The sequence below is a fragment of the Nocardia abscessus NBRC 100374 genome, assembly GCF_000308455.1.
GTDB lineage: Bacteria > Actinomycetota > Actinomycetes > Mycobacteriales > Mycobacteriaceae > Nocardia > Nocardia abscessus.
On sequence record NZ_BAFP01000099.1, the window covers coordinates 52,187 to 71,744 of the forward strand.

The 19,558-nt window shown below is 69.1% G+C and carries 19 protein-coding genes; 5 read left to right on the forward strand and 14 right to left on the reverse strand.

The genetic code is table 11. From position 1 onward, the window contains the following. Window positions 1-14 precede the first annotated feature (14 nt). The 5 genes from ON19_RS19575 to ON19_RS40490 all read right to left on the reverse strand — a co-directional run bounded on the left by ON19_RS19575 (window position 15) and on the right by ON19_RS40490 (window position 4,791). Window positions 15-1,811 (reverse strand): nickel-dependent hydrogenase large subunit, encoded by a 1,797-nt coding sequence (locus ON19_RS19575; protein ID WP_043694657.1) that lies wholly within the window; start codon window positions 1,809-1,811, stop codon window positions 15-17. An 11-nt stretch (window positions 1,812-1,822) separates the two neighbouring features. Further along, window positions 1,823-2,878, reverse strand: coding sequence for an NADH-quinone oxidoreductase subunit B family protein (locus ON19_RS19580; protein WP_043694660.1), 1,056 nt, complete (start codon window positions 2,876-2,878; stop codon window positions 1,823-1,825). Between the two features lie 95 nt (window positions 2,879-2,973). Further along, on the reverse strand, window positions 2,974-3,834 hold the full coding sequence (gene hypB / locus ON19_RS19585) for a hydrogenase nickel incorporation protein HypB (protein ID WP_051169072.1): 861 nt from the start codon (window positions 3,832-3,834) through the stop codon (window positions 2,974-2,976). Continuing rightward, window positions 3,792-4,166: a hydrogenase maturation nickel metallochaperone HypA/HybF gene (locus ON19_RS19590; RefSeq protein ID WP_043694663.1), complete on the reverse strand. Its 375-nt coding sequence runs from the start codon at window positions 4,164-4,166 to the stop codon at window positions 3,792-3,794. The genes hypB and ON19_RS19590 overlap by 43 nt, the downstream gene beginning before the upstream one ends. Before the next feature lie 250 nt (window positions 4,167-4,416). Then, window positions 4,417-4,791 (reverse strand): PepSY domain-containing protein, encoded by a 375-nt coding sequence (locus ON19_RS40490; RefSeq protein WP_043694667.1) that lies wholly within the window; start codon window positions 4,789-4,791, stop codon window positions 4,417-4,419. 116 nt (window positions 4,792-4,907) lie between these two features. On the opposite strand from ON19_RS40490, the gene ON19_RS19600 reads away from it, so the two are divergent. Together ON19_RS19600 and ON19_RS19605 are read left to right on the forward strand one after the other, a co-directional pair. Then, window positions 4,908-5,585, forward strand: coding sequence for a response regulator (locus ON19_RS19600; RefSeq protein ID WP_043694670.1), 678 nt, complete (start codon window positions 4,908-4,910; stop codon window positions 5,583-5,585). After that, window positions 5,578-7,050, forward strand: coding sequence for a sensor histidine kinase (locus ON19_RS19605; RefSeq protein ID WP_043694673.1), 1,473 nt, complete (start codon window positions 5,578-5,580; stop codon window positions 7,048-7,050). Before ON19_RS19600 ends, ON19_RS19605 begins: the two co-directional genes overlap by 8 nt. A 57-nt stretch (window positions 7,051-7,107) precedes the next feature. Here the strand turns inward: ON19_RS19605 and ON19_RS19610 are convergent, their stop codons facing one another. The 3 genes from ON19_RS19610 to ON19_RS19620 form a co-directional block, all read right to left on the reverse strand. Next, complete coding sequence (locus tag ON19_RS19610; RefSeq protein ID WP_043694676.1) at window positions 7,108-8,034, reverse strand: alpha/beta hydrolase fold domain-containing protein; 927 nt, start codon at window positions 8,032-8,034, stop codon at window positions 7,108-7,110. 280 nt (window positions 8,035-8,314) lie between these two features. Further along, the gene (locus ON19_RS19615; RefSeq protein ID WP_043694678.1) at window positions 8,315-9,460 is read right to left on the reverse strand and encodes an acyl-CoA dehydrogenase family protein; all 1,146 of its coding nucleotides are present in this window, start codon (window positions 9,458-9,460) and stop codon (window positions 8,315-8,317) included. Window positions 9,461-10,230: 770 nt separating this feature from the next. Next, window positions 10,231-11,127, reverse strand: coding sequence for a lysophospholipid acyltransferase family protein (locus tag ON19_RS19620; RefSeq protein WP_051169073.1), 897 nt, complete (start codon window positions 11,125-11,127; stop codon window positions 10,231-10,233). On the opposite strand from ON19_RS19620, the gene ON19_RS19625 reads away from it, so the two are divergent. After that, a complete protein-coding gene (locus tag ON19_RS19625; RefSeq protein WP_043694681.1) occupies window positions 11,126-11,326 on the forward strand; it encodes a hypothetical protein in 201 nt (66 codons plus the stop codon). The two genes, ON19_RS19620 and ON19_RS19625, sit on opposite strands and share 2 nt — an antisense overlap. A 146-nt stretch (window positions 11,327-11,472) precedes the next feature. Here ON19_RS19625 and ON19_RS19630 read toward each other — a convergent pair whose 3' ends face one another. Further along, window positions 11,473-11,880, reverse strand: coding sequence for a MerR family transcriptional regulator (locus tag ON19_RS19630; protein ID WP_043694683.1), 408 nt, complete (start codon window positions 11,878-11,880; stop codon window positions 11,473-11,475). 49 nt (window positions 11,881-11,929) lie between these two features. Here ON19_RS19630 and ON19_RS19635 point away from each other — a divergent pair, with 49 nt between their 5' ends. Continuing rightward, a complete protein-coding gene (locus ON19_RS19635; RefSeq protein ID WP_043694686.1) occupies window positions 11,930-12,814 on the forward strand; it encodes an NAD(P)-dependent oxidoreductase in 885 nt (294 codons plus the stop codon). 37 nt (window positions 12,815-12,851) lie between these two features. On the opposite strand, the gene hflX is transcribed toward ON19_RS19635, so the two are convergent. From hflX to ON19_RS19660, 5 genes are all read right to left on the reverse strand, one after another. Then, window positions 12,852-14,288, reverse strand: coding sequence for a GTPase HflX (hflX, locus tag ON19_RS19640; protein WP_051169086.1), 1,437 nt, complete (start codon window positions 14,286-14,288; stop codon window positions 12,852-12,854). A gap of 191 nt (window positions 14,289-14,479) precedes the next feature. Next, a complete protein-coding gene (gene dapF, locus ON19_RS19645; RefSeq protein ID WP_043694852.1) occupies window positions 14,480-15,361 on the reverse strand; it encodes a diaminopimelate epimerase in 882 nt (293 codons plus the stop codon). A 33-nt stretch (window positions 15,362-15,394) separates the two neighbouring features. Further along, window positions 15,395-16,231, reverse strand: coding sequence for a TrmH family RNA methyltransferase (locus ON19_RS19650; protein ID WP_043694691.1), 837 nt, complete (start codon window positions 16,229-16,231; stop codon window positions 15,395-15,397). After that, window positions 16,228-17,166, reverse strand: coding sequence for a tRNA (adenosine(37)-N6)-dimethylallyltransferase MiaA (gene miaA, locus ON19_RS19655; RefSeq protein ID WP_043694694.1), 939 nt, complete (start codon window positions 17,164-17,166; stop codon window positions 16,228-16,230). Before miaA ends, ON19_RS19650 begins: the two co-directional genes overlap by 4 nt. Continuing rightward, window positions 17,163-17,927 carry a class III extradiol ring-cleavage dioxygenase family protein gene (locus ON19_RS19660; protein WP_043694855.1) on the reverse strand — a complete coding sequence of 255 codons (765 nt, stop codon included), beginning with the start codon at window positions 17,925-17,927 and terminating at the stop codon, window positions 17,163-17,165. Before ON19_RS19660 ends, miaA begins: the two co-directional genes overlap by 4 nt. A 240-nt stretch (window positions 17,928-18,167) precedes the next feature. On the opposite strand from ON19_RS19660, the gene ON19_RS19665 reads away from it, so the two are divergent. Then, entirely contained in the window at window positions 18,168-19,544 is a 1,377-nt protein-coding gene (locus ON19_RS19665) for a DUF349 domain-containing protein (RefSeq protein ID WP_043694697.1), read from the forward strand. Window positions 19,545-19,558: the final 14 nt, after the last annotated feature.

Below are 19,558 nucleotides of genomic sequence, written 5' to 3' on the forward strand. Positions count from 1 at the left end.
CGCCCGACGCGGACTCACTCGGGGGTGAGCGTCTGCGTCGGTGAGTGCAGTTTCTCCAGCGTCTTTCCCTTGCCGAGGTACATGTGCACGCCACAGGGCAGGCACGGATCGAAACTGCGCACGGTGCGCATGATGTCGATGCCCTTGAAGTGCTCGCGGTCGTTCTCCTCGAAGATCGGCTGGCCCTGCACCGCGTCCTCGTAGGGTCCCGGCGTGCCGAAGCTGTCGCGCGGGCTGGCGTTCCACGGCGTCGGCGGATACGGGTGGTAGTTCGCGATCTTGCCGTCCCGGATCACCATGTGATGCGACAGCACGCCGCGTACCGCCTCGGTGAAGCCGCAGCCGATGCCTTCTTCGGGGACCTCGAATTTCTCCCAGGTCTTGGTGTGGCCCGCCCGGATCTCCGCCATCGCCTTCTCCGCGAAGTGCAGCGCGCAGGCCGCCGCGTACGCCTGGAAATAGGTGCGCGCGCGGTTGCGCTCGAGGGTGTTGCTGCCGTGCGCCGGGATCTTCCATTCCAGCGTGACCGGGCCTTTGAGGGCGGTCTTGGGCAGGTTGATCTGCACGCTGTTCCCGGTGGCCTTCACGTACCCGATGTCGATCAGATTGGCCAGCGCCGTGGTCCACAACCGGGCCAGCGGGCCGCCGCCGGTGTCCAGGGCGAGGTGGTCGGTGCCGTCGAACCAGCGCGGCGACATCACCCAGCTGTATTTCTCGTCCAGGTCGCGCTTCTGCGGCCGCGGGTTGGTGTGCTGGTTCCAGGGGTGGCGCCGGTCCACCGGGTTGCCCAGCGGATCGGTCTGCACGAACATCTCCTGGTCGGTCCAGTCCTCGTAATACGAGCTGCCCAGCAGGATGCGCAGGCCCAGGTTGATGTCGACCAGGGAGGTGGTCAGCAGCTTGCCGTCGACCACGACACCCGGGGTGACGAACATCTTGCGACCCCAGTCCTCCATGTCCTTGTACTCGAAGTTGCAGACCTCGGGGTCTTGGAACGAGCCCCAGCACCCGAGCAGCGTGCGCCGCAGGCCGACTTTCTCGTAGCCGGGCAACGCCTCGTAGAAGAAGTCGAACAGATCGTCGTGCATCGGCACGACCTTCTTCATGAACTCCACGTAGCGCATCAGCCGGGACATGTAGTCGGTCATCAACTGGATCGTCGCGACCGTGCCGGGGCCGCCGGGATACAGCGTGGACGGGTGGACGTGCCTGCCTTCCATCAGGCAGAACATCTCCCGCGTGACCCGGCTGACCTGCAGCGCCTCCCGGTAGAATTCACCGGTGAACGGGTTGAGCGCCCGCATGATGTCGGCGACGGTGCGATACCCGTGCTCGCCGGCGTGCGGCGCCTCGGTGTTCTCCGCCCTGGCGAGCACGCCCGGGTTGGTCTCGGCGACCATCTTCTCGCAGTAGTCCACGCCGACCAGGTTCTCCTGGAAGATGTTGTGGTCGAACATGTACTCGGCGGCCTCGCCCAGGTTGACCACCCACTCACCCAGGTGCGGCGGCCGCACGCCGTAGGCCATGTTCTGGCAGTAGCAGGAACAGGTGGCGTGGTTGTCGCCGCAGATGCCGCAGATGCGGCTGGTGATGAAGTGCGCGTCGCGCGGGTCCTTGCCCTTCATGAAGATCGAGTAGCCGCGGAAGATGGACGAGGTGCTGTGACACTCGACCACTTCGCGATTCTCGAAGTCGATCTTGGTGTAGATGCCGAGGCTGCCGACGATGCGAGTGATCGGGTCCCACGCCATCTCGACGAGACGGTCCGGCTCGATCGTTCGGTGCGACGGCTCCGGGATGATCTGTGTCATCAGAGATCCTCCTACCAGGTGCGGGTCGCGCCGGTCTCCAGCTTCTGGCCCCGGTGCCGCCAGTGCGGCTCCTTGTCGACCGTGCGTCCGGTGATGTGACGGAGACTGCGGATCACCGATCCGTAGAGCCCCGATGCGGTGGACGAGAACTTTCCGCCGGGCGGTTCGTCCATGAACGGCATGAACTTGTCCGGGAATCCCGGCATGGTGCAGCCGATGCAGATGCCGCCCACGTTCGGGCAGCCGCCTATGCCGTTGATCCAGCCACGCTTGGGCACGTTGCATTTGACGACCGGACCCCAGCAGCCGAGCTTGACAATGCATTTCGGCGAGCCGTACTCGGTGGCGAACTCACCCTGCTCGTAGTAGCCCGCACGGTCGCAACCCTCGTGCACGGTCGCGCCGAACAGCCACTTGGGCCGCAACGCGTCGTCGAGCGGGATCATCGGCGCCTGCCCGGTGGCCATGTAGAGCAGATAGGTCAGGGTCTCCGACAGATTGTCGGGCTGGATCGGGCAGCCGGGCACGCAGACGATCGGGATGCCCGCTTTGCTCTTCCAGGTCCAGCCGAGATAGTCCGGTACGCCCATCGCACCGGTCGGGTTGCCTGCCATGGCGTGGATGCCGCCGTAGGTCGCGCAGGTGCCCGCCGCCACGATGGCGGTGGCCTTGGGCGCGAGCCGGTCCAGCCATTCGCTCGTTGTCATGGGCTGACCGGTGGCCGGGTTATTGCCGAAACCGCACCAGTAGCCCTCTTCCTTGAGTTGTTCGTTCGGGATCGAGCCCTCGACCACGAGCACGAACGGCTCGAGCTCCCCGCGGTCGGCCTTGAAGAACCACTCCAGGAAATCGTCGGCGCCGCCGTTGGGGCCGCACTCGAAGTCGATGAGCGGCCAGTGCACGGCGATCTTCGGCAGACCAGGGAGGGAACCGAGGGCGATTTCTTCGATGCTCGGCTGAGTGGCCGCCGTCAAGGCGACCGAGTCACCGTCACAACTGAGTCCGGCGTTGATCCAGAGCACGTGGATCAGCGTCTCTTCGGCTCGTACTGCTTCCTGAGTGGGCATATGTCGCCACCTTCCGCAGCGGACCACCGGGGGGCCGGATCTCACCTTTCTCGAAGAAGAGGTCACCCCGTAAATGTGATCCTGATCACTTCACTTTAAGCGCGCCCGGCAGCATCCTCAAGAGCCGCCGGACCGGCCGCGCCACGCTGCTCGGCCAGCCAGTCATACCAGGTAGACAGGCCTGCACCGCTGCTGACGGACAGCGGCAGGACCTCGACGCCGGGATGTATCGAATGGATGTATTCCCGGCATCGGTCCATGTCGAAATCGACATAGGGCAGCAGATCGATCTTGTTCACCAGCACCAGTCCCGCCGCCTGGAACATGTGCGGATACTTCAGCGGTTTGTCGGTTCCCTCGGTCACCGAGACGACCACCACCTTCTGCCGCTCCCCCAGGTCGAACAGGGCCGGGCAGACCAGGTTTCCGACGTTCTCGACGAACAGCAGGGTGCCCGGCGCGGGATCGAGCGCCTCCAGCGCGCGGTAGGTCATCTCGGCGTCCAGGTGACATCCAGCGCCGGTGTTGACCTGCACGACGCGGCACCCGGTGGCCTTGATCCGTTCGGCGTCGAGCAAGGTGGCCTGGTCGCCCTCGATCACCGCGATCGGGGTCCGGCCGGACTCGCGGATGGTGCGTTCCAGCAGGGTGGTCTTGCCCGCCCCCGGCGAGCTGGTCATGTTCAGCGCGACGATGTCGCGCTCGGCCAGCCAGGCTCGGTTGCGCTGCGCCAGATCGTCGTTCTTGGCCAGGACCTTCAGTTCCAGACTGACCGTCTCGGTGGCGGGCACGTGGACGTGGTCGGCCTCCGGGCCGTGCGCGTGCGCGTGCGGGTGGTGGTGCTCGTGCTGATGCTCGGCCGGATGGGCGTGGTCGTGCCCGTCGGCGTGCTGGTGGTCGTGCGGGATGCGAATCAGCGCGGCGGCGTCGTCGCCGCACCCGCAGGTTGCGCACATGCCTCACTCACCTCCATGGATCGGATACGCAGCTCGCGCCCGGAGCGGATCTCGACATCGGCGCTGCCGCAGGGACACAGCAGGATGGGGTCCGGCAGCCGGAACTCGGCGCCGCAGGTCCGGCACGCCGCGGTGCCCGGAATCACCAGCAGGATCAGTTCCGCGCCTGCGGCGACCGTGGTCTCGGCCGCGACTTCGAAACAGAAGCGCATGGCATCGGGCACGACCGCGCACAGCGCGCCGACCTCGACGGTGACCGCGTGCACCCGCCTGCCCTCCGCGTGCTCGCAGACCGCGTCGACGACACTCTGCGTGATAGCCATCTCGTGCATCGCGACCTCGATTCCGTCGAGCGGACAATCTTGAGGCTACTCCCGGGCAAACTAGCCGCGGGGGAAATCATCGATGCTCCGTGAACACGTCGGCCGGCCGTTACTCCCGGGGGGACGGGCGGAGCCTCGGTGCGGGCGAAGCCGCGGCCGAGATCTCCCTCCGGACCCCGGCCGGCCGACAGCAAACACCTCGTGGCTTACCCACTCGCCCGACTTGTCACGCGTGCGTGGCGGCGACCACGCGAACCGATCAGTCGTGGTCGGCGACGGTGCGCACTTCGCCGCTGTTCGCGTCGATCGTCACGTCGTACTCGGCCCCCTCAGGCGTGCTCAGCTCGACCTCCCACACCGGCGTGCCACGATCGATGTCGAACTCGGTGGACAAGACCCGCCCGCCGGGCACGGACGCCACCGCCTTGTCGATGGCCTGCTGCCTGCTGATCCCGGTGTCGGCCACCAGCGACCAGTCCCCGGCGAGCGAGCGGAAGGCGACGGTGTGATCCTCCGAGCCGCCGGTGGCGACGGCAGCCAGGACGACACTCGAACCGACGACCGCGGCCGCGACAGCCGTGCCGACGATGAGCCAGCGGAGACCGGCGTAGGCGCGGCGGAAGACGGTGTTCATGGGAAACCTCCTGCGGGAGTGCTGATCTCGAATGCGTCCACTGTGGCGAACACCGGCTGAAGGCGAGCTGAAGCCACCTGAAGACGGTTTCAGGATCCGTCTGCCACTCTTGGTGGATGCGTCTGCTGATCGTGGAGGACGAGAAACGTCTGGCTCTCACGCTGGCAAAAGGGTTGTCGGCCGAGGGATTTGCCGTGGATGTGGTGCACGACGGCGCCGAGGGCCTGCATCTGGCGACCACCACCGACTACGACTTGATCATTCTCGACATCATGCTGCCCGGGATGAACGGCTACCGGGTCTGCGCCGCGCTGCGCGCCGCGGGCCACGAAACGCCCGTGCTCATGCTGACCGCGAAAGACGGCGAATACGACGAGGCCGAGGGCCTGGACACCGGAGCCGACGACTACCTCAGCAAGCCGTTCTCCTACTTGGTGCTGCTGGCCCGCATTCGCGCCCTGCTACGCCGCCGAACCCGCGGCGGCGCAAGGGTTCTGCGCGTCGGCGACCTGATCGTGGACCCGGGCACCCGTACCTGCCGCCGCGGCGCGCAGGAGGTCACCCTGACCGCCAAGGAGTTCGCCGTCCTCGAGCACCTGGCCGTCCGTGCCGGTGAAGTGGTGTCCAAAGCCGATATCCTGCAGCACGTCTGGGACTTCGCCTACGACGGCGATCCGAACATCGTCGAGGTCTACATCAGCACGTTGCGGCGCAAGATCGACGCGCCGTTCGGGCGGCGATCGATCACCACCGTCCGCGGCGCGGGCTACCGGCTGGCAGCCGACCGTGGCTGAGCGCAAGCGGAAGGCCTGGTGGCGTTCGGTACGCGCGCGCACCACGGTGGCGGCGACCGTGGTGGTCGCGGTGGCGCTCACGGCCGCCGGGCTGGCGGTGCTGGCGGTGCTGCGCCACAACCTGGTGGAGAGCGCCGAACTACAGGCGGAGACCACAGCGCGCGACGTGGCGACCCAGCTCGCGACAGGCGCCGACCTCGGGCGTTTGACGTTTCCCGATGCCGAAAGCCAACCAGTGCAGATCGTTTCGGCCGACCGCCGGGTCCTGGCAGCCGCCGACGACCTCGCGGGGAAACCACCGATGGCCGACTTCGGGCCGTACTCGAAAGCTCCCGAGGACGAAGCGGACGAAGACGACGAGGAAGAAGACGACGACGAGGCGGACGACGAAGACTCCCCGTCCTCGGCCGCGACACCCGCGACGGCCGAAGTCGAATTCCGCGACATACGGCTGACGGTGGACCGAGAAGACGGACCGCACCCCTACCGGGTGGCCGCGCTCGCGGTAACCGTCGCCGGCGGGCAGCCCGCCACCGTCTACGCGGGTTCCTCCCTGGAGACCGCCGACAGCGCGGTGGCCGACGCACGGCAGGCGATGCTGATCGGCCTCACGCCGCTGCTCGCGGTGGTGGCCGCGGTGACCTGGCTGGTCACCCGGCGCGCGCTGCGCCCGGTGGAGGCGATCCGAAGGCAGCTCGCCGAGATCATGGACGGCGATCTGTCCCGGCGCGTCCCCGAACCGGGCTCACGCGACGAGATCGCCCGGCTGGCGAGCACCACGAACGCCACGCTCGCCGCGCTGGAGGAATCCGCGGAACGCCAGCGCCGGTTCATCGCCGACGCCGCACACGAATTGCGCAGCCCCATCGCGAGTCTGCGCACGCAACTCGAAGTCGCCCAAGCGCACCCGGAACTGCTGGAACTGGACGGACTGATCATCGACACCATCCGGCTGGAGCATCTCGCGGCCGACCTGTTGCTCCTGGCCCGGCTCGACGCAGGCGAGCAACCGCGGCCGGATCGCGTGAACCTGGCCGCCCTGGTGCACGAGGAACTGGAGCACCGCGTCGGCGACCGGGTCGCCGTGCAGGTCGCGGTACCGGAGCAGACCGTGGCGGTCACCGGAAGCCGGACCCAGCTCGCCCGTGTCCTGGGCAACCTCGTCGACAACGCGCAGCGGCATGCCGCGAGCACCGTGCGCGTCGCCGTGGAGCGCGGCGCCGACGGGAGGGTCGTGCTGTCGGTCGCCGACGACGGCCCGGGGGTGCCGCACGCCGATCGCGACCGCATCTTCCAGCGATTCGTCCGCCTGGACGACGCGCGCACCCGCGACGAGGGCGGTGCGGGTCTCGGCTTGGCGATCGTCCGTGACGTCGTCGAACGGCACGGGGGCACCATCCGCGTCACCGACGCCGCGCCCGGCGGCGCCTGCTTCGTGGTAACCCTGCCCGTGGCCGGTGCGTGAACCGGAGTCCGGTGACCGATCCGGCGAAGTCGAGTCCCGAACGGCTGACCACCACCGCTATTCACCGGTTTCAGTGCTCGTTCGATCGGCGAGGGCACTGCGCAGCCTGTCGACGACGACCCGGCGCGCGGCCCGCCCCTCGGGAGTGGGCGTGAGTGGATAGACGTGCGGCAGGCCGGCACCCTCGTGATAGTCGACCGTGAGTCCGGCGCCGCGCGCCGCGTCGACCAGCAGGCGGGTGTCCGGATGCACGATGTCGTCGGTGCCGCAGAAGATCGTCAGCGGCCCCAGCCCGCGCAGGTCCGCGGTGAGCGGACTGACGCGTGGATCGGCGATCTCGAGGTCTCCGCGCCAGTGCTCGATGAACACCCGGGTCCCCGCGACGCCCAGCCACGGATCGCGTGGCTGCACGACCGCTATCTCGGGATTGCTCAGCGAGAGGTCCAGGGCGGGCGCGATCAGCACGGTACCGGGCAGACGCACCCGATGGTCGTCGCGCAGGACCACCGCGGCCGACAGCGCGATCTGCCCGCCCGCCGAATCCCCTGCCAGGCAGACGTTTCCATATTTTTCCCGGTCGGCGAGCACCAGATCCACGAATCCCTGAACCGCCTGCCCTGCTGTCCCGAACGGAACCAGCGGGTATATCGGCACCGTCACGGCCGCACCGGCTTCCGCGGCGATATCCGCGCACAGCGCCCAGTGCTGCGGCGCGATCTCGTGCACCCAACCGCCGCCGTGGGCATACACGACGTTTCCCTGGGCTCGGCGCCCGCGCGGAGTGAGGGTGTAGACCGGCCAGCCGCCGCGGCGATCCACCGCGATCGCCACATCCGCACGCAGCCGGCGCGGCGGACCGTAATTCCGGGGCCGAACGCTCACTTGGAGGACGCGTGCGCGTGCGGCGTCGGCGTCGACGAACACGCGATTGGCGCGCGTCGCTCTCAGATAACCACGCACGAACTGGTTGGCGAAGCTCGGCACCTCGTCTCCTCCACTCCGGGCACTCGACGGCCGTCGAGTCCTCCCGCACCTCAGGAGGCGATAGTGTCGCAAGTTACCGCAAGTGCTGCCGCATGTCGGCCCTATCCGGCGACCGGCCGCACGGCGCAGTGGCGCCGCGGAGACCGGTACCGTCGACGTACTCGCGGCGGCTCGACACCGGGCAGCCGAATCTCCACCGCGGCACTCGGCAACACACCATGCACACCGCCCAGGCCGACGCGGCGCGACCGCTGTCGGTCCGAGCGGAAAGCATCTGCGGTCAGGAGAGTTTCAGGCTGCGGCCGATGATCTCCTTCATGATCTCCGTGGTGCCGCCGTAGATGGTCTGGATGCGCGCGTCCACGTAGGCCTTGGCGATCGGGTATTCCTTCATGTACCCGTATCCGCCGTGCAGCTGCAGGCAGCGGTTGATCAGGTCGAGCTGCTCCTCGGTGCTCCACCACTTGGCCATGGCGGCTTCCTCGGCGCTGAGCTTGCCCTCGTTGAGCAGCTCGATGAACTTGTCCACCATCAGGCGCACCGCGGTGGTCTTGGTGGCCAGTTCGGCGAGCACGAAGCGGGTGTTCTGCAGCGCGCCGATCGGCTTGCCGAACGCCTTGCGGTCGCGGACGTACTGGATGGTCATGTCCAGGCAGGACTCCATCGCCGCCGCGGCCATGACCGCGATCGAGAGCCGTTCCTGCGGCAGATTGTGCATGAGGTGGAGGAAGCCCATCCCCTCCGTGCCGAGCAGATTCTTGCCGGGCACGCGCACGTCGTTGAAGCTCAGCTCCGCGGTGTCCTGGGCTTTGAGGCCGAGCTTGTCCAGGTTGCGGCCCCGCTCGAAGCCGGGCATGCCGCGCTCGACCACGAACAGGCTGAAGCCCATCGCGCCCTTCTCCGGGTCGGTCTGCGCCACCACGATCACGATGTCGGAGTTGATGCCGTTGGTGATGAAGGTCTTGGCGCCGTTGAGGATCCAATCGTCCCCGTCGCGCACCGCGCGCGTCTTGATGCCCTGCAGATCCGAACCGGTGCCCGGTTCGGTCATGGCGATCGCGGTGATGATCTCGCCGGAACAGAAGCCGGGCAACCAGCGCTGCTTCTGCTCCTCGTTGGCCAGCTCGAGCAGATAAGGCGCGATCACATCGTTGTGCAGCGTGAAGCCGAGACCGGAGTACTGGCCGCGCACCGACTCCTCCGAGACGATGGCGTTGTAGCGGAAATCCTGCACCCCGCCGCCGCCGTACTGCTCCGGCATGGCCATGCCGAGGAAGCCCTGCTTGCCCGCCTCCAGCCAGACCTCACGGTCGACGATGCCCTGGTCCTCCCACTTCGCGTGGTTCGGCGCGACGTGCTGATCGAGAAACTTGCGGAACGACTCCCGGAACAGTTCGTGTTCGGGTTCGAACAGTGTGCGTTCCACGCCAACCTCCTAGTGACCACACCGGCCGATCCACACCGACCAGTCGTTGCCCCATACCGTACCCGGAAGGAGAATCCATGTTCACTTCTGGGGCCATAATCATGGTCTCACCAGGAGCGGCGTATCGGGTCGAGATCAGCGGGCGAGATTCCCGGCAAACGGGCGAGGACTCTGACCGGCCAGAGCCGGCACGCGACCACCGAGCCGGGAGCCCGATGATTCGCGGGTGGGAAACCCAGCCGCCCAGCAGGAAACGTCTGTCGTGTCCTCAGCGCACTGAGCACTGAGCACTGAGCACTGAGCACTGAGCACTGAGCACTGAGCACTGAGGGCAGGGTCCATCGATTCGGCGGCGATGGCGTCCGGCCGGTAAGGCCATGACGCCCGGCCGGTAAGGCGATGGCGTACGGCCGATAAGCAGTTCGCCCATCGGCTGATCGACGCCGAGTGCGCCGACTGCGTCGGCCACGTCGTCGAGCGCGCGGAACACGGCCACAGCGACCAAGCTGTCGCTCGGCGCACCGCGCGTCTGACCGCGCCGCATCCGAACCATCGCCGCTTCCACGACGACGGTGATGGCATCACGGTGTGCCATTCCCGCACCGCCGACCCGGCTGCCGTCACCGCCGCCGCAGACGTGATCGTAGCCGCGGCGGGCCGCATCGGCCTGATCTCGTCCGTCTACGACGCTGGATCGGATCGCTGATCGTCGAACCCGCGACCGTCGTCCAGGCTCCGGCCCTCCCGAGGGCCGGAAAGTGCCGGAACCGTCAGCGCTTCAGCCAGCCACGCACGCGGCCCACCAAGGTGCGCCCTTCGTCGCGCGCCCGTTCGGCGAAGAGGAAGTTCATTTCCTCTTCCAGTGCCTTGCGCACCACATCGCGGAACTCCGTCGCGGCGGCATGCATGTCACCGGCGTTGCGCCAGGGCGCCGGGTCGATGGGCGCGCCCGCGGAGAAGTAGAAGCGTTCCGGACGCGGGATGACGGTGGGGCCGACGCCACGGATGAGCGGCGGGGTGAGGTCGCGGCTGAGCCCGAGCGCTTGCACGGTCCAGCGCAGCGGTCGCAGGATCGGATGGTCGCCGTCCAGCACGATGTCGTACGCATCGTCCACGCCGATCATCGCGACGGGGACGATGGGCGCGCCAGCCTCGATGGCCATGCGCGCGAAGCCGCTGCGGCCTTCCCATTTCAGCAGATACTTCTCGTTCTTGCGGCGGACCGCCTCCCGGCCGCCGCCCGGGAACACCATCACGGCCTCGCCGCGCCGCAGCAGCGCAAGGCAATTGGACCTGGTGCCGCGCACCGCACCGTAGTGGTGCAGCAGGTGACGCACGCCGGGAACGTTGATGAGCACGTTCTCGGCGAGACCGCGGATCAGGCGGCCACGGCGGCGCAGCACCTCGGGCAGCAGCATCGGCGCGTCGATGCCGCCCAGCAGGTTGTGGTTACCGACCAGCAGCACCGGACCGTCGGCCGGGATGTTCTCCAAGCCGTAGAAGCGCGGGCTGGTCCACGCGCGCAGCGGCGCGAGCAGGGTGTCGATCAGCCGCAGATCGGTGTCGGTCAGCGAAACCGACAGCGGCGCACCGTCGCTGAGCACCGGATCGGCGCTGTTCGCGGCGCCGGAGCGCCGAGTGCGGGAATCGGAGCGGGCGTCCGACATGAACCCTCCTGATGTCGATTCGATGACGATAGCGCAACGAAATCGACTGCGTCGCACCGGATGTGCCCGGCGCACCGCGACACGCCCGATCCGGTCGTTCGACCGGATCGCTCGGCGCCTCGGCAAGCCTGCCGCGATCCAGCACGTCACCGCCCTGCTCGGGCAGCAACGCCGTCTGCGGCACGCGGGTGATCTGTGACCACGCCCACACCGCAGCGGGTATCGCCGCACGCCTCCGGCCCGATTCGCGCTGCCGCATCGAAGGGACCGCGCCGCCATTCTCGTGCTGCACAACAGCGAGCACGTGTACCGCCATGCCCGGGCCGTAGCCGGCACCCCGGCTGTTCAGGCGGGGACCGGCTCCAGGTCGGCGCCGTCGAAGGGTGGATAGCTCTTCCTGCCCGTTCGCTCGGCCGCCTCGATGTAGTCGGCGAGAGCGTCCCGGGATCGAGCGAGCCTGTCCATCTGCTCGTCCAGGCGCCGCAGCCGCGACCGCATCGCGGCCAGCAACTCCGGACACCCGAGCAGCTCCGGGGCCTCTCCGACCGCGCAGGGCAGCAGGTACGCGATGTCCTCGGAGGAGAGACCGGCACCGAGCAGGTGCCGGATCTGCTGCACCCGCAGCACCGCGCCCTCGTCGTACTCGCGGTAACCGTTCGCGCCGCGGTCGGCCTGCAGCAATCCTTGGGCTTCGTAGTAGCGCAACTGATGGGCGTTGACGCCCGTCCGCCGACCCAGTTCCCCGATCCGCATCGCAACCTCGCTTGACCTTCACACCGGTATCAACGTTGACGATGTTGCCATGAACGACAGAACCACTACCTCCGTGACAGTCATCGGACTCGGACTGATGGGCCGGGCACTGGCCGGCGCCTTCCTGAGAGCCGGGCATCCCACAACCGTGTGGAACCGCACGATCTCCAAGGCCGATCAGTTGGTGGCCGCGGGCGCGCGGTCGGCGCCGACGGTCGGCGAAGCGCTCGAAGCAGGAACTTTGACGATCATCTGTGTCACCGACTACCAGGCCATGTACGAACTGCTCGGCGCGAGCGAGATCGAGCTCGGCGGCAAGACGTTGATCAACCTCACCTCGGGCCACTCGACTCAGGCGCGGGAAGCCGCCCGATGGGCCGGGCAGCGGGGCGCCCATTACCTGGACGGTGCCATCATGGCCGTCCCGCCCGCGATCGGGACCGCTGAGGCGGTGATTCTGCACAGCGGGCCGCAGGCGGACTTCGAGGCACACAAGTCGACACTCGACGCCCTCGGCACCGTCACCTATCTGGGTGCCGACCATGGCCTGGCGTCCCTGTACGACGTGGCCGGCCTGACCATGATGTGGAGCGTCCTGAACGCGTGGCTCCAGGGCACTGCCTTGCTCAGGACGGCCGGTGTCGACGCAGCGACATACGCGCCGTTCGCGCGGCAGATGGCCGCCGGTGTGGCCGAATGGCTACCCGGGTATGCCGAGCAGATCGACCGCGGCTCCTTCCCGGCCGAGGTGTCGGCCCTGGAGACCGACGCACGGGCGATGACGCATCTGATCGAGGAGAGCGAGGTGTTGGGGGTCAACGCCGAACTGCCGAAGCTGTTCAAGGCGATGGCCGATCGCTCGATCGCCGCCGGACACGGTGGGGAGCAGTACCCGGTGCTGATCGAAGAGTTCGGCAAACCCGGCAACGACTGACCGATCCCGGCACCGGCCGAAGCGACGGCCGACTGCCTTACTCGCCGGTCTCCTCGGCGGCCGCCGTGCCCGCGTGCGCGTACTCCGACAGCGCGGCCGCGAGGGCGTGCGGGACGCGCGCGTGGACCCGCGTTCCGCCCTCCTCGTGGTGCGAACTCAGGATGCGGCCGTCGGCGTGGATGCGAGCGAGCAGGTCGCCACGCGTGTACGGCAGCAGCACGCTGATCTCCACGTCCAAACCGCCGAGCAGTTCGGCGAGCCGCCGGCGCAGCGCTTCGATGCCATGGCCGTTGTGCGCGGAGACGAACGAGGCGTCCGGCAGCAGCGCGCGCAGGTTGGTCAGTTCCGTCGGGCCCATCGCGTCGGTCTTGTTCACCACCAGCAGTTCGGGCGGGGCCGGCGTGCCGGATTCCTTGATCACGTCCGTGACCACCTCGCGGACGGCCTTTATCTGCTCGGCCGGCAGTGCGTCGGAGCCGTCCACCACGTGCAGCAGTAGGTCGGCGCCGGTGACCTCTTCCAAGGTGGAGCGGAACGCCTCGACCAACTGGGTCGGCAGGTGCCGCACGAAGCCGACGGTGTCGGTGAAGACGACCTCGCGCCCGTCGTCCAGCTCGGCCCGGCGGGTGGTCGGGTCGAGGGTGGCGAACAGCGCGTCCTGCACCAGCAGGCCGGAGCCGGTGAGGGTGTTCATCAGGCTCGACTTGCCCGCGTTGGTGTAGCCGACGATCGCGACCGACGGGATGCCGCTGGAGTTCCGGCGCGCCCGCATGGTGTCGCGCGCGGTCTTCATCTCCCGGATCTCCCGGCGCAGCTTGGCCATGCGCTCGCGGATGCGACGACGATCGGTTTCGATCTTGGTCTCACCGGGACCACGCAGACCCACGCCGCCGTTGCTGCCCGCGCGGCCACCGGCCTGCCGGGACATCGACTCACCCCAACCGCGCAGCCGCGGCAGCATGTATTCCATCTGGGCCAGCGAGACCTGCGCCTTACCCTCCCGGGAGGTGGCGTGCTGGGCGAAGATGTCCAGGATCAGCGCGGTCCGGTCGATCACCTTGACCTTGACCACCTTCTCCAGGGCGGTCAGCTGCGCGGGGGTGAGTTCACCGTCACAGATGACGGTGTCGGCGCCGGTTTCCAGCACCACGGTGCGCAACTCGTCGGCCTTACCGGAGCCGATATAGGTGGCCGGATCGGGCCGATCGCGGCGCTGGATCAGCGCCTCGAGCACCTCGGAGCCCGCGGTCTCGGCGAGCGCGGCCAGCTCGGCCATGCTCGCCTCGGCCTGCGCGGCGCTCCCCGCGGTCCAGACACCGACCAGCACGACGCGCTCGAGGCGCAGCTGCCGGTACTCGACCTCGGTGATGTCGGTGAGCTCGGTGGACAGGCCCGCCACGCGGCGCAGCGAGCTGCGTTCATCCAGCTGCAGCTCACCCACGGTGGGATCGGGCGACCAGCCCGATCGCTTCATCCGGGCGGCATGCTCGGCGACGACGTCGCCGGTCACCGCGTCTTCGCCGGACACAGCGTCGTCAGCCGGCTCGTCGGCGCGGTCGCCGTCGTCTGCCGGAGTGAATTCATACGTCTTTGCTTTACTCATACATCATCCATGCTGCCACGACATCACCGCAGTAGCACGCGGTTATTCGAGGGCGGTACCGCTCACGGAGCCTCCCACCAGGCTTCTGCGAGGCGGCCGGTGGCCACCAGAACCGACGGGCCACGCAGCCACGCCGAGCCGCGCTCGAGCCCGACGGTCAGTTCGCCACCCGGCACCCGGACCGTCACCCGGCCGGTGTCCTCGGCGATACGGAAGCCGTCGGCGGCCAACGCCGCGGCCGCCGCGGCGACGGTTCCCGTTCCGCAGGAACGGGTTTCGCCCACGCCACGCTCGTAGACCCGCATGTCGACCGTCCCCTCGGCGTCCAGCGCGGTGACGATCTCGACGTTGACCCCGTGCGGGAACAGGTCCGGATCGAAGCCGGGCGGCACGGTCAGGTCGAGCTTGCCGAGCGCGTCCACGGACATCCCCGGATCGACACAGGCCAGATGCGGATTGCCGACATCGATCCCGATCCCGGACAGCGCCCAGCCCGCGATGGTCGCGGTGGACTCCCCGAGTTCACGCACCCGGCCCATGCCGACGGTGACGTCCCCGGTGACCGCGTCCCCGGCATGCACCGTGACCGGGCGTGCCCCGGCGCGACTGCCGACGACGAAGCTGTCGCGGGTCTCCAGCCCCGCCGCGTGCAGGTAGTGGGCGAACACGCGGACGCCGTTACCGCACATCTCCGCGATGGAGCCGTCGGCGTTGCGGTAGTCCATGAACCAGTCCTCGGCGCCGACACCCTCCGGGATCTCCGCAAGCACGCCCGCCGCCCGCAGCGCGCCCGCCCGCGCGACCCGCAGCACGCCGTCCGCGCCGAGCCCGCGCCTGCGATCACACAGCGCGGAGACCTGCGCCGCGGTCAGCGCCAAGCCGGCCTGCGGATCCGGCAGCACCACGAAATCGTTCTGGGTGCCGTGGCCCTTGGTGAACTCGATATCCGGCACGTGCGATGTCTCCCTGTCTCGTCGTCACTTGGCAAACGTCCGGCGCTGCCGGGAAATTTCGTAGAGCGCCACCGCGGCCGCCGAGGGCGCGCCCAGCGAGCTGGCCGTGCCACCCATCGGGATGTGCACCAGGTCGTCGCAGGCCGTCTGCCAGGCGGTGCTCATCCCGCTGGTCTCGTTGCCGACGACGAGAACGGTCGCTTCGGTGAAGTCGTAGTCGTACGCGGCGTGCCGACCGTGCTCGTCGGTCCCCACGATGCGGGTCGGAATGCCGCGGCGCACCTGCCGGTTGCGGAACTCCAGCACCTGCGCGGGCCCGGCGGCGCGGATCACCGGCACGGCGAACAGCGAACCGGTCGAGGCGCGCACGGCCTGCGGGTCGTAGTGGTCGGCGCCGTGCCCGGTGACGATGACACCGCTGGCGCCGAACGCGTCGGCCGAGCGGATCAGCGTGCCCAGGTTGCCCGGGGAGTTGGGCCGGTCGAACACCACGACCACCGGGGCGTCCTCCCCCGGCTCACCGGGCTCGAAGGTCTCCAGCTCGGGCTGGCGTGACTCCGCGACCGCCACCAATTCCGGTATCCCGGCGGACTTCTCGCCGAGTTCGGCCATCAACTCCGGCACCAAACCGACCTGCGGCACGCCGCTGGTGTCCAGCACCTCACGCGCCCAGCTCGACAGTTCCGGGCCGCCGAGGCGGTACAGCAGCGTCTCCATCGGCCAATTGTTGGCCACGGCTTGCGTGATCGGACGGACCCCTTGCACCAGGAAACGGCCGTCACGATGACGCTTGGTGCGATTGTTGAGGTAGGCCTGCCACACCTGGACGGAGGCGTTGCGTGTGCTGACACGTCGGGTCACTGCGTAGTCCGTTCTTTCTCTTTCTCGTCGAGCAGGGCCAGCACGGTCGCGACCGGATCGGGGGCGGCGCCGTCCACCCACCGCACCCGAGAGTCGCGCCGGAACCAGGAGCGCTGCCTGCGCACGTAGCGCCGGGTGCCGATCAGCGTGCGTTCCTGAGCGTGGTTCAGGTCGTATTCGTTGTCCAGATAGGCCAGGACTTGTGCGTACCCGATGGCGCGCCGCGCCGTGACGCCCGCCCGCAGGCCGCGCTCGATCAGGCCCCGTACCTCCTCGACCAGTCCGCCCTCGAACATCGCGGCGGTGCGCCGCTCGATGCGCGCGTCCAGTGCGGCGGTGTCCCGGTCGACGCCGATGATCACCGTGCCCCAGCGCGGCCGCCCGATGGTCGGCGCCGACGCGGCGAACGGCCGTCCGGTCAGTTCCACGACCTCGAGCGCTCGCACCATGCGCCGTCCGTCGGTGGGCAGGATGGTGGCGGCGGCCACCGGGTCGGCCTCGCGCAGTGCCGCGTGCACGGCGGCGGCACCGCCCTCGGCGAGCACCGCCTCCCAGCGCGCCCGGACGGCCGGATCGGTGGCCGGGAACTCCCACTCGTCCAGTAGCGCTTGGACGTACATCATCGAGCCGCCCACGACGACCGGTACCCGGCCACGCCCCATGATCGCGACGACGTCCGCGCTCGCCGCCGCCTGATAGGCGGCCACCGACGCGGTGTCGGTCACCTCGAGCACGTCGAGCTGGTGGTGTGGAATGCCCCGGCGCTGGGCGACGGGCAGCTTCGCGGTGCCGATGTCCATGCCGCGGTAGAGCTGCATGGCATCGATGTTCACGATCTCGCCGCCGAGCCGTTCGGCCAGGTCGAGCGCGAGATCGGATTTGCCGGTGGCGGTGGGACCGACGACCGCGATCGGAGTGATGCCGGAATCCGTCACGGCGCATCGTCTCCGGTGGGCCGCCAGAGGCTCACGTGGTAGCCGACGCCGAACGGGGCGTCGCAATAGCGCGTGTCCACCAGCGGGTCGGCGCGGAACAGCCCGGCCAGCACCTGATAGGCCGGGCGGCCCGCGACCGCGAGTTCGGCGCACAGCCCTGGGTCCAATGCCCGTAAGGCGGCGCGGTCACCCGTGGTCAGGGCGTGGTCCAGCCGGCCCTGCACCGGCCGGGCACGTTCATCGAGGTAGCCGGGCGCCTTGACGGACAGGGTGGCCGCGCCGTCGGCGACGACCAGCACACCGTGCGGCGCGACGTCGCCGTCCAGTTCGGCACGCAGCTTCGCCCCGATCTCGAGGCAGTGCTCCGGCGTCGCGTCCGCGGGCACGATGCGCGCCTCGGCGACCGCGTCCGGCGCTACCTGCCCGCGTAGCCAGGCGCCGAGCAGCACGGCCAGCGGTAGGTCGGCGTCGGCTCGCTCCGCTGCGGCGACCGCCGCGGCGGACAAACCGACCCGCACGTCCGCCCCGAAGCCGCGGAACGTGCCGACGGTCTGCGGCCCCAGCGTGCGGTCGCCGGGCCCGACCCCGATCACCGTCCACCGGTCGGTCCCGGCCGCGAAAGCCCGCACGGCCGCGAGCACGGCGGCCCGCAGCACCGCAGGCGGGTCGGTTTCCGCTGCTCCCGCCGCGTCCGCCACGCCGCCGCACAGCTCGGGGATCAGGACGGGCGGCGACGGAACGAGAGCGGCGACGGAGAACACGTCGTAACCGTAGTCGTTGCCGAGACCGCCGGTACCGCCCGGCTTCGAGTGTCTCTGCCGGAAACACCGCCGGGATTGATAGTGTTCGAGGAGCTGCAACCCAGGTCATCAGGGGTTGGAATCCCCGGGATTCCTCCGCGGGAAGGCGTAGATCGATGGTCTCGAGGGCTCGGACCGGGTTGAATGGGATGAGCTAGGGCGTACATAGGCAGCCGTGACGCGCGGCAGGGACGAGGAAAAATGACCGACAGCAACGGAACCGCGAAAGCCGGACCCGGCAAGATGCCGCGTTCTTCCGGTGTTCCGAAACCGGGCAGCTCGATTCAACCGCCCAAGCCGCACGCGGTCAAACCCGCGCCGGGCCCGGCCCAGCAGCATCCCCATCCCGTCGTCGTTCCCGCCGTCTCCGATCCGAGCCGCTGGGGCCGGGTCGACGAGGACGGCACCGCCTGGGTGAAGACCGCCGAAGGCGAACGTCAGGTCGGGTCCTGGCAGGCCGGCGACGCCGCCGAGGGCCTGGCCCACTTCGGCCGCCGGTTCGATGACCTGGCCACCGAGGTCGCCCTGCTGGAGGCGCGGCTGGCCGCGGGCGCGGACGCGCGCAAGACCAAAGCCGCCGCCGTCGCGCTGGCCGAGTCGCTGCCGACCGCCGCCGTCATCGGCGACATCGAGGGTCTGGCCCGTCGCCTGCAGGCCATCGCCGAGCACTCCGAAGAGGCCGCCGCGCACGCCAAGGAAGAGAAGGAACGCGCCCGCCACGAGCACACCGAACGCAAGGAGGCGCTCGCCGCGGAGGCGGAGAAGATCGCCGCCGAGTCCACCCAGTGGAAGGCCGCGGGTGATCGGTTGCGCGAGATCCTCGACGAGTGGAAGTCCATTCGCGGCGTGGACCGCAAGGTCGACGACGCCCTGTGGAAGCGTTACTCCAAGGCGCGCGAGGCGTTCAACCGCCGCCGCGGCGCGCACTTCGCCGAACTCGATCGTGAACGCGCCGCCGCGAAAACGCGCAAGGAAGAGCTGTGCGTGCAGGCCGAGGAGCTGTCCGGCTCCACCGAGTGGGTGGCTACCGCGGGCATCTTCCGCGACCTGCTCGCCGAGTGGAAGGCCGCCGGGCGCGCGCCGCGCGAGGCCGACGAGGCGCTGTGGCGGCGCTTCAAGAGCGCGCAGGACGTCTTCTTCGCCGCCCGCAACGCCGCCGTCTCCGAGCGCGACGCCGAGTTCGAGCAGAACGCCGCCGACAAGGAGGAGCTGCTGCGCGCCTACGCCTACATCGATCCGTCCGCCGACCTGGAAGCGGCCCGCAGCGGGCTGCGCGAACTCCAGGACAAGTGGGACGCCATCGGCAAGGTGCCGCGCGAGCGCATGCAGGAGCTGGAAGGCAAGCTGCGTGCGATCGAGAAGCGCGTCCGCGACGCCGTCGACGCGCAGTGGCGGCGCACCGACCCGGAGGCGATGGCACGCGCCGCCCAGTTCCGGGAGCGCGTCGCGCAGTTCGAGGAGCAGGCCGCGAAGGCGCAGGCCGCGGGCAACGCCCGCGACGCGGAGAAGGCGATGGAGCAGGCCAAACAGTGGCGGGAGTGGGCCGAGGCGGCCGAAGGCGCCGTCAGCAACCGCTGAGGCAGCCTATACCG

What these genes read in the sequence shown, in the direction of transcription:
- ON19_RS40490 (WP_043694667.1), bottom strand. Translation starts at nt 4,791, where the DNA reads ATGAACACCGTCTTCCGCCGCGCCTACGCCGGTCTCCGCTGGCTCATC.
- ON19_RS19600 (WP_043694670.1), top strand. Translation starts at nt 4,908, where the DNA reads ATGCGTCTGCTGATCGTGGAGGACGAGAAACGTCTGGCTCTCACGCTG.
- ON19_RS19575 (WP_043694657.1), bottom strand. Translation starts at nt 1,811, where the DNA reads ATGACACAGATCATCCCGGAGCCGTCGCACCGAACGATCGAGCCGGAC.
- ON19_RS19665 (WP_043694697.1), top strand. Translation starts at nt 18,168, where the DNA reads ATGACCGACAGCAACGGAACCGCGAAAGCCGGACCCGGCAAGATGCCG.
- hypB (WP_051169072.1), bottom strand. Translation starts at nt 3,834, where the DNA reads ATGTGCGCAACCTGCGGGTGCGGCGACGACGCCGCCGCGCTGATTCGC.
- hflX (WP_051169086.1), bottom strand. Translation starts at nt 14,288, where the DNA reads ATGAAGCGATCGGGCTGGTCGCCCGATCCCACCGTGGGTGAGCTGCAG.
- ON19_RS19590 (WP_043694663.1), bottom strand. Translation starts at nt 4,166, where the DNA reads ATGCACGAGATGGCTATCACGCAGAGTGTCGTCGACGCGGTCTGCGAG.
- ON19_RS19620 (WP_051169073.1), bottom strand. Translation starts at nt 11,127, where the DNA reads ATGTCGGACGCCCGCTCCGATTCCCGCACTCGGCGCTCCGGCGCCGCG.
- ON19_RS19630 (WP_043694683.1), bottom strand. Translation starts at nt 11,880, where the DNA reads ATGCGGATCGGGGAACTGGGTCGGCGGACGGGCGTCAACGCCCATCAG.
- ON19_RS19580 (WP_043694660.1), bottom strand. Translation starts at nt 2,878, where the DNA reads ATGCCCACTCAGGAAGCAGTACGAGCCGAAGAGACGCTGATCCACGTG.
- ON19_RS19625 (WP_043694681.1), top strand. Translation starts at nt 11,126, where the DNA reads ATGAACCCTCCTGATGTCGATTCGATGACGATAGCGCAACGAAATCGA.
- ON19_RS19635 (WP_043694686.1), top strand. Translation starts at nt 11,930, where the DNA reads ATGAACGACAGAACCACTACCTCCGTGACAGTCATCGGACTCGGACTG.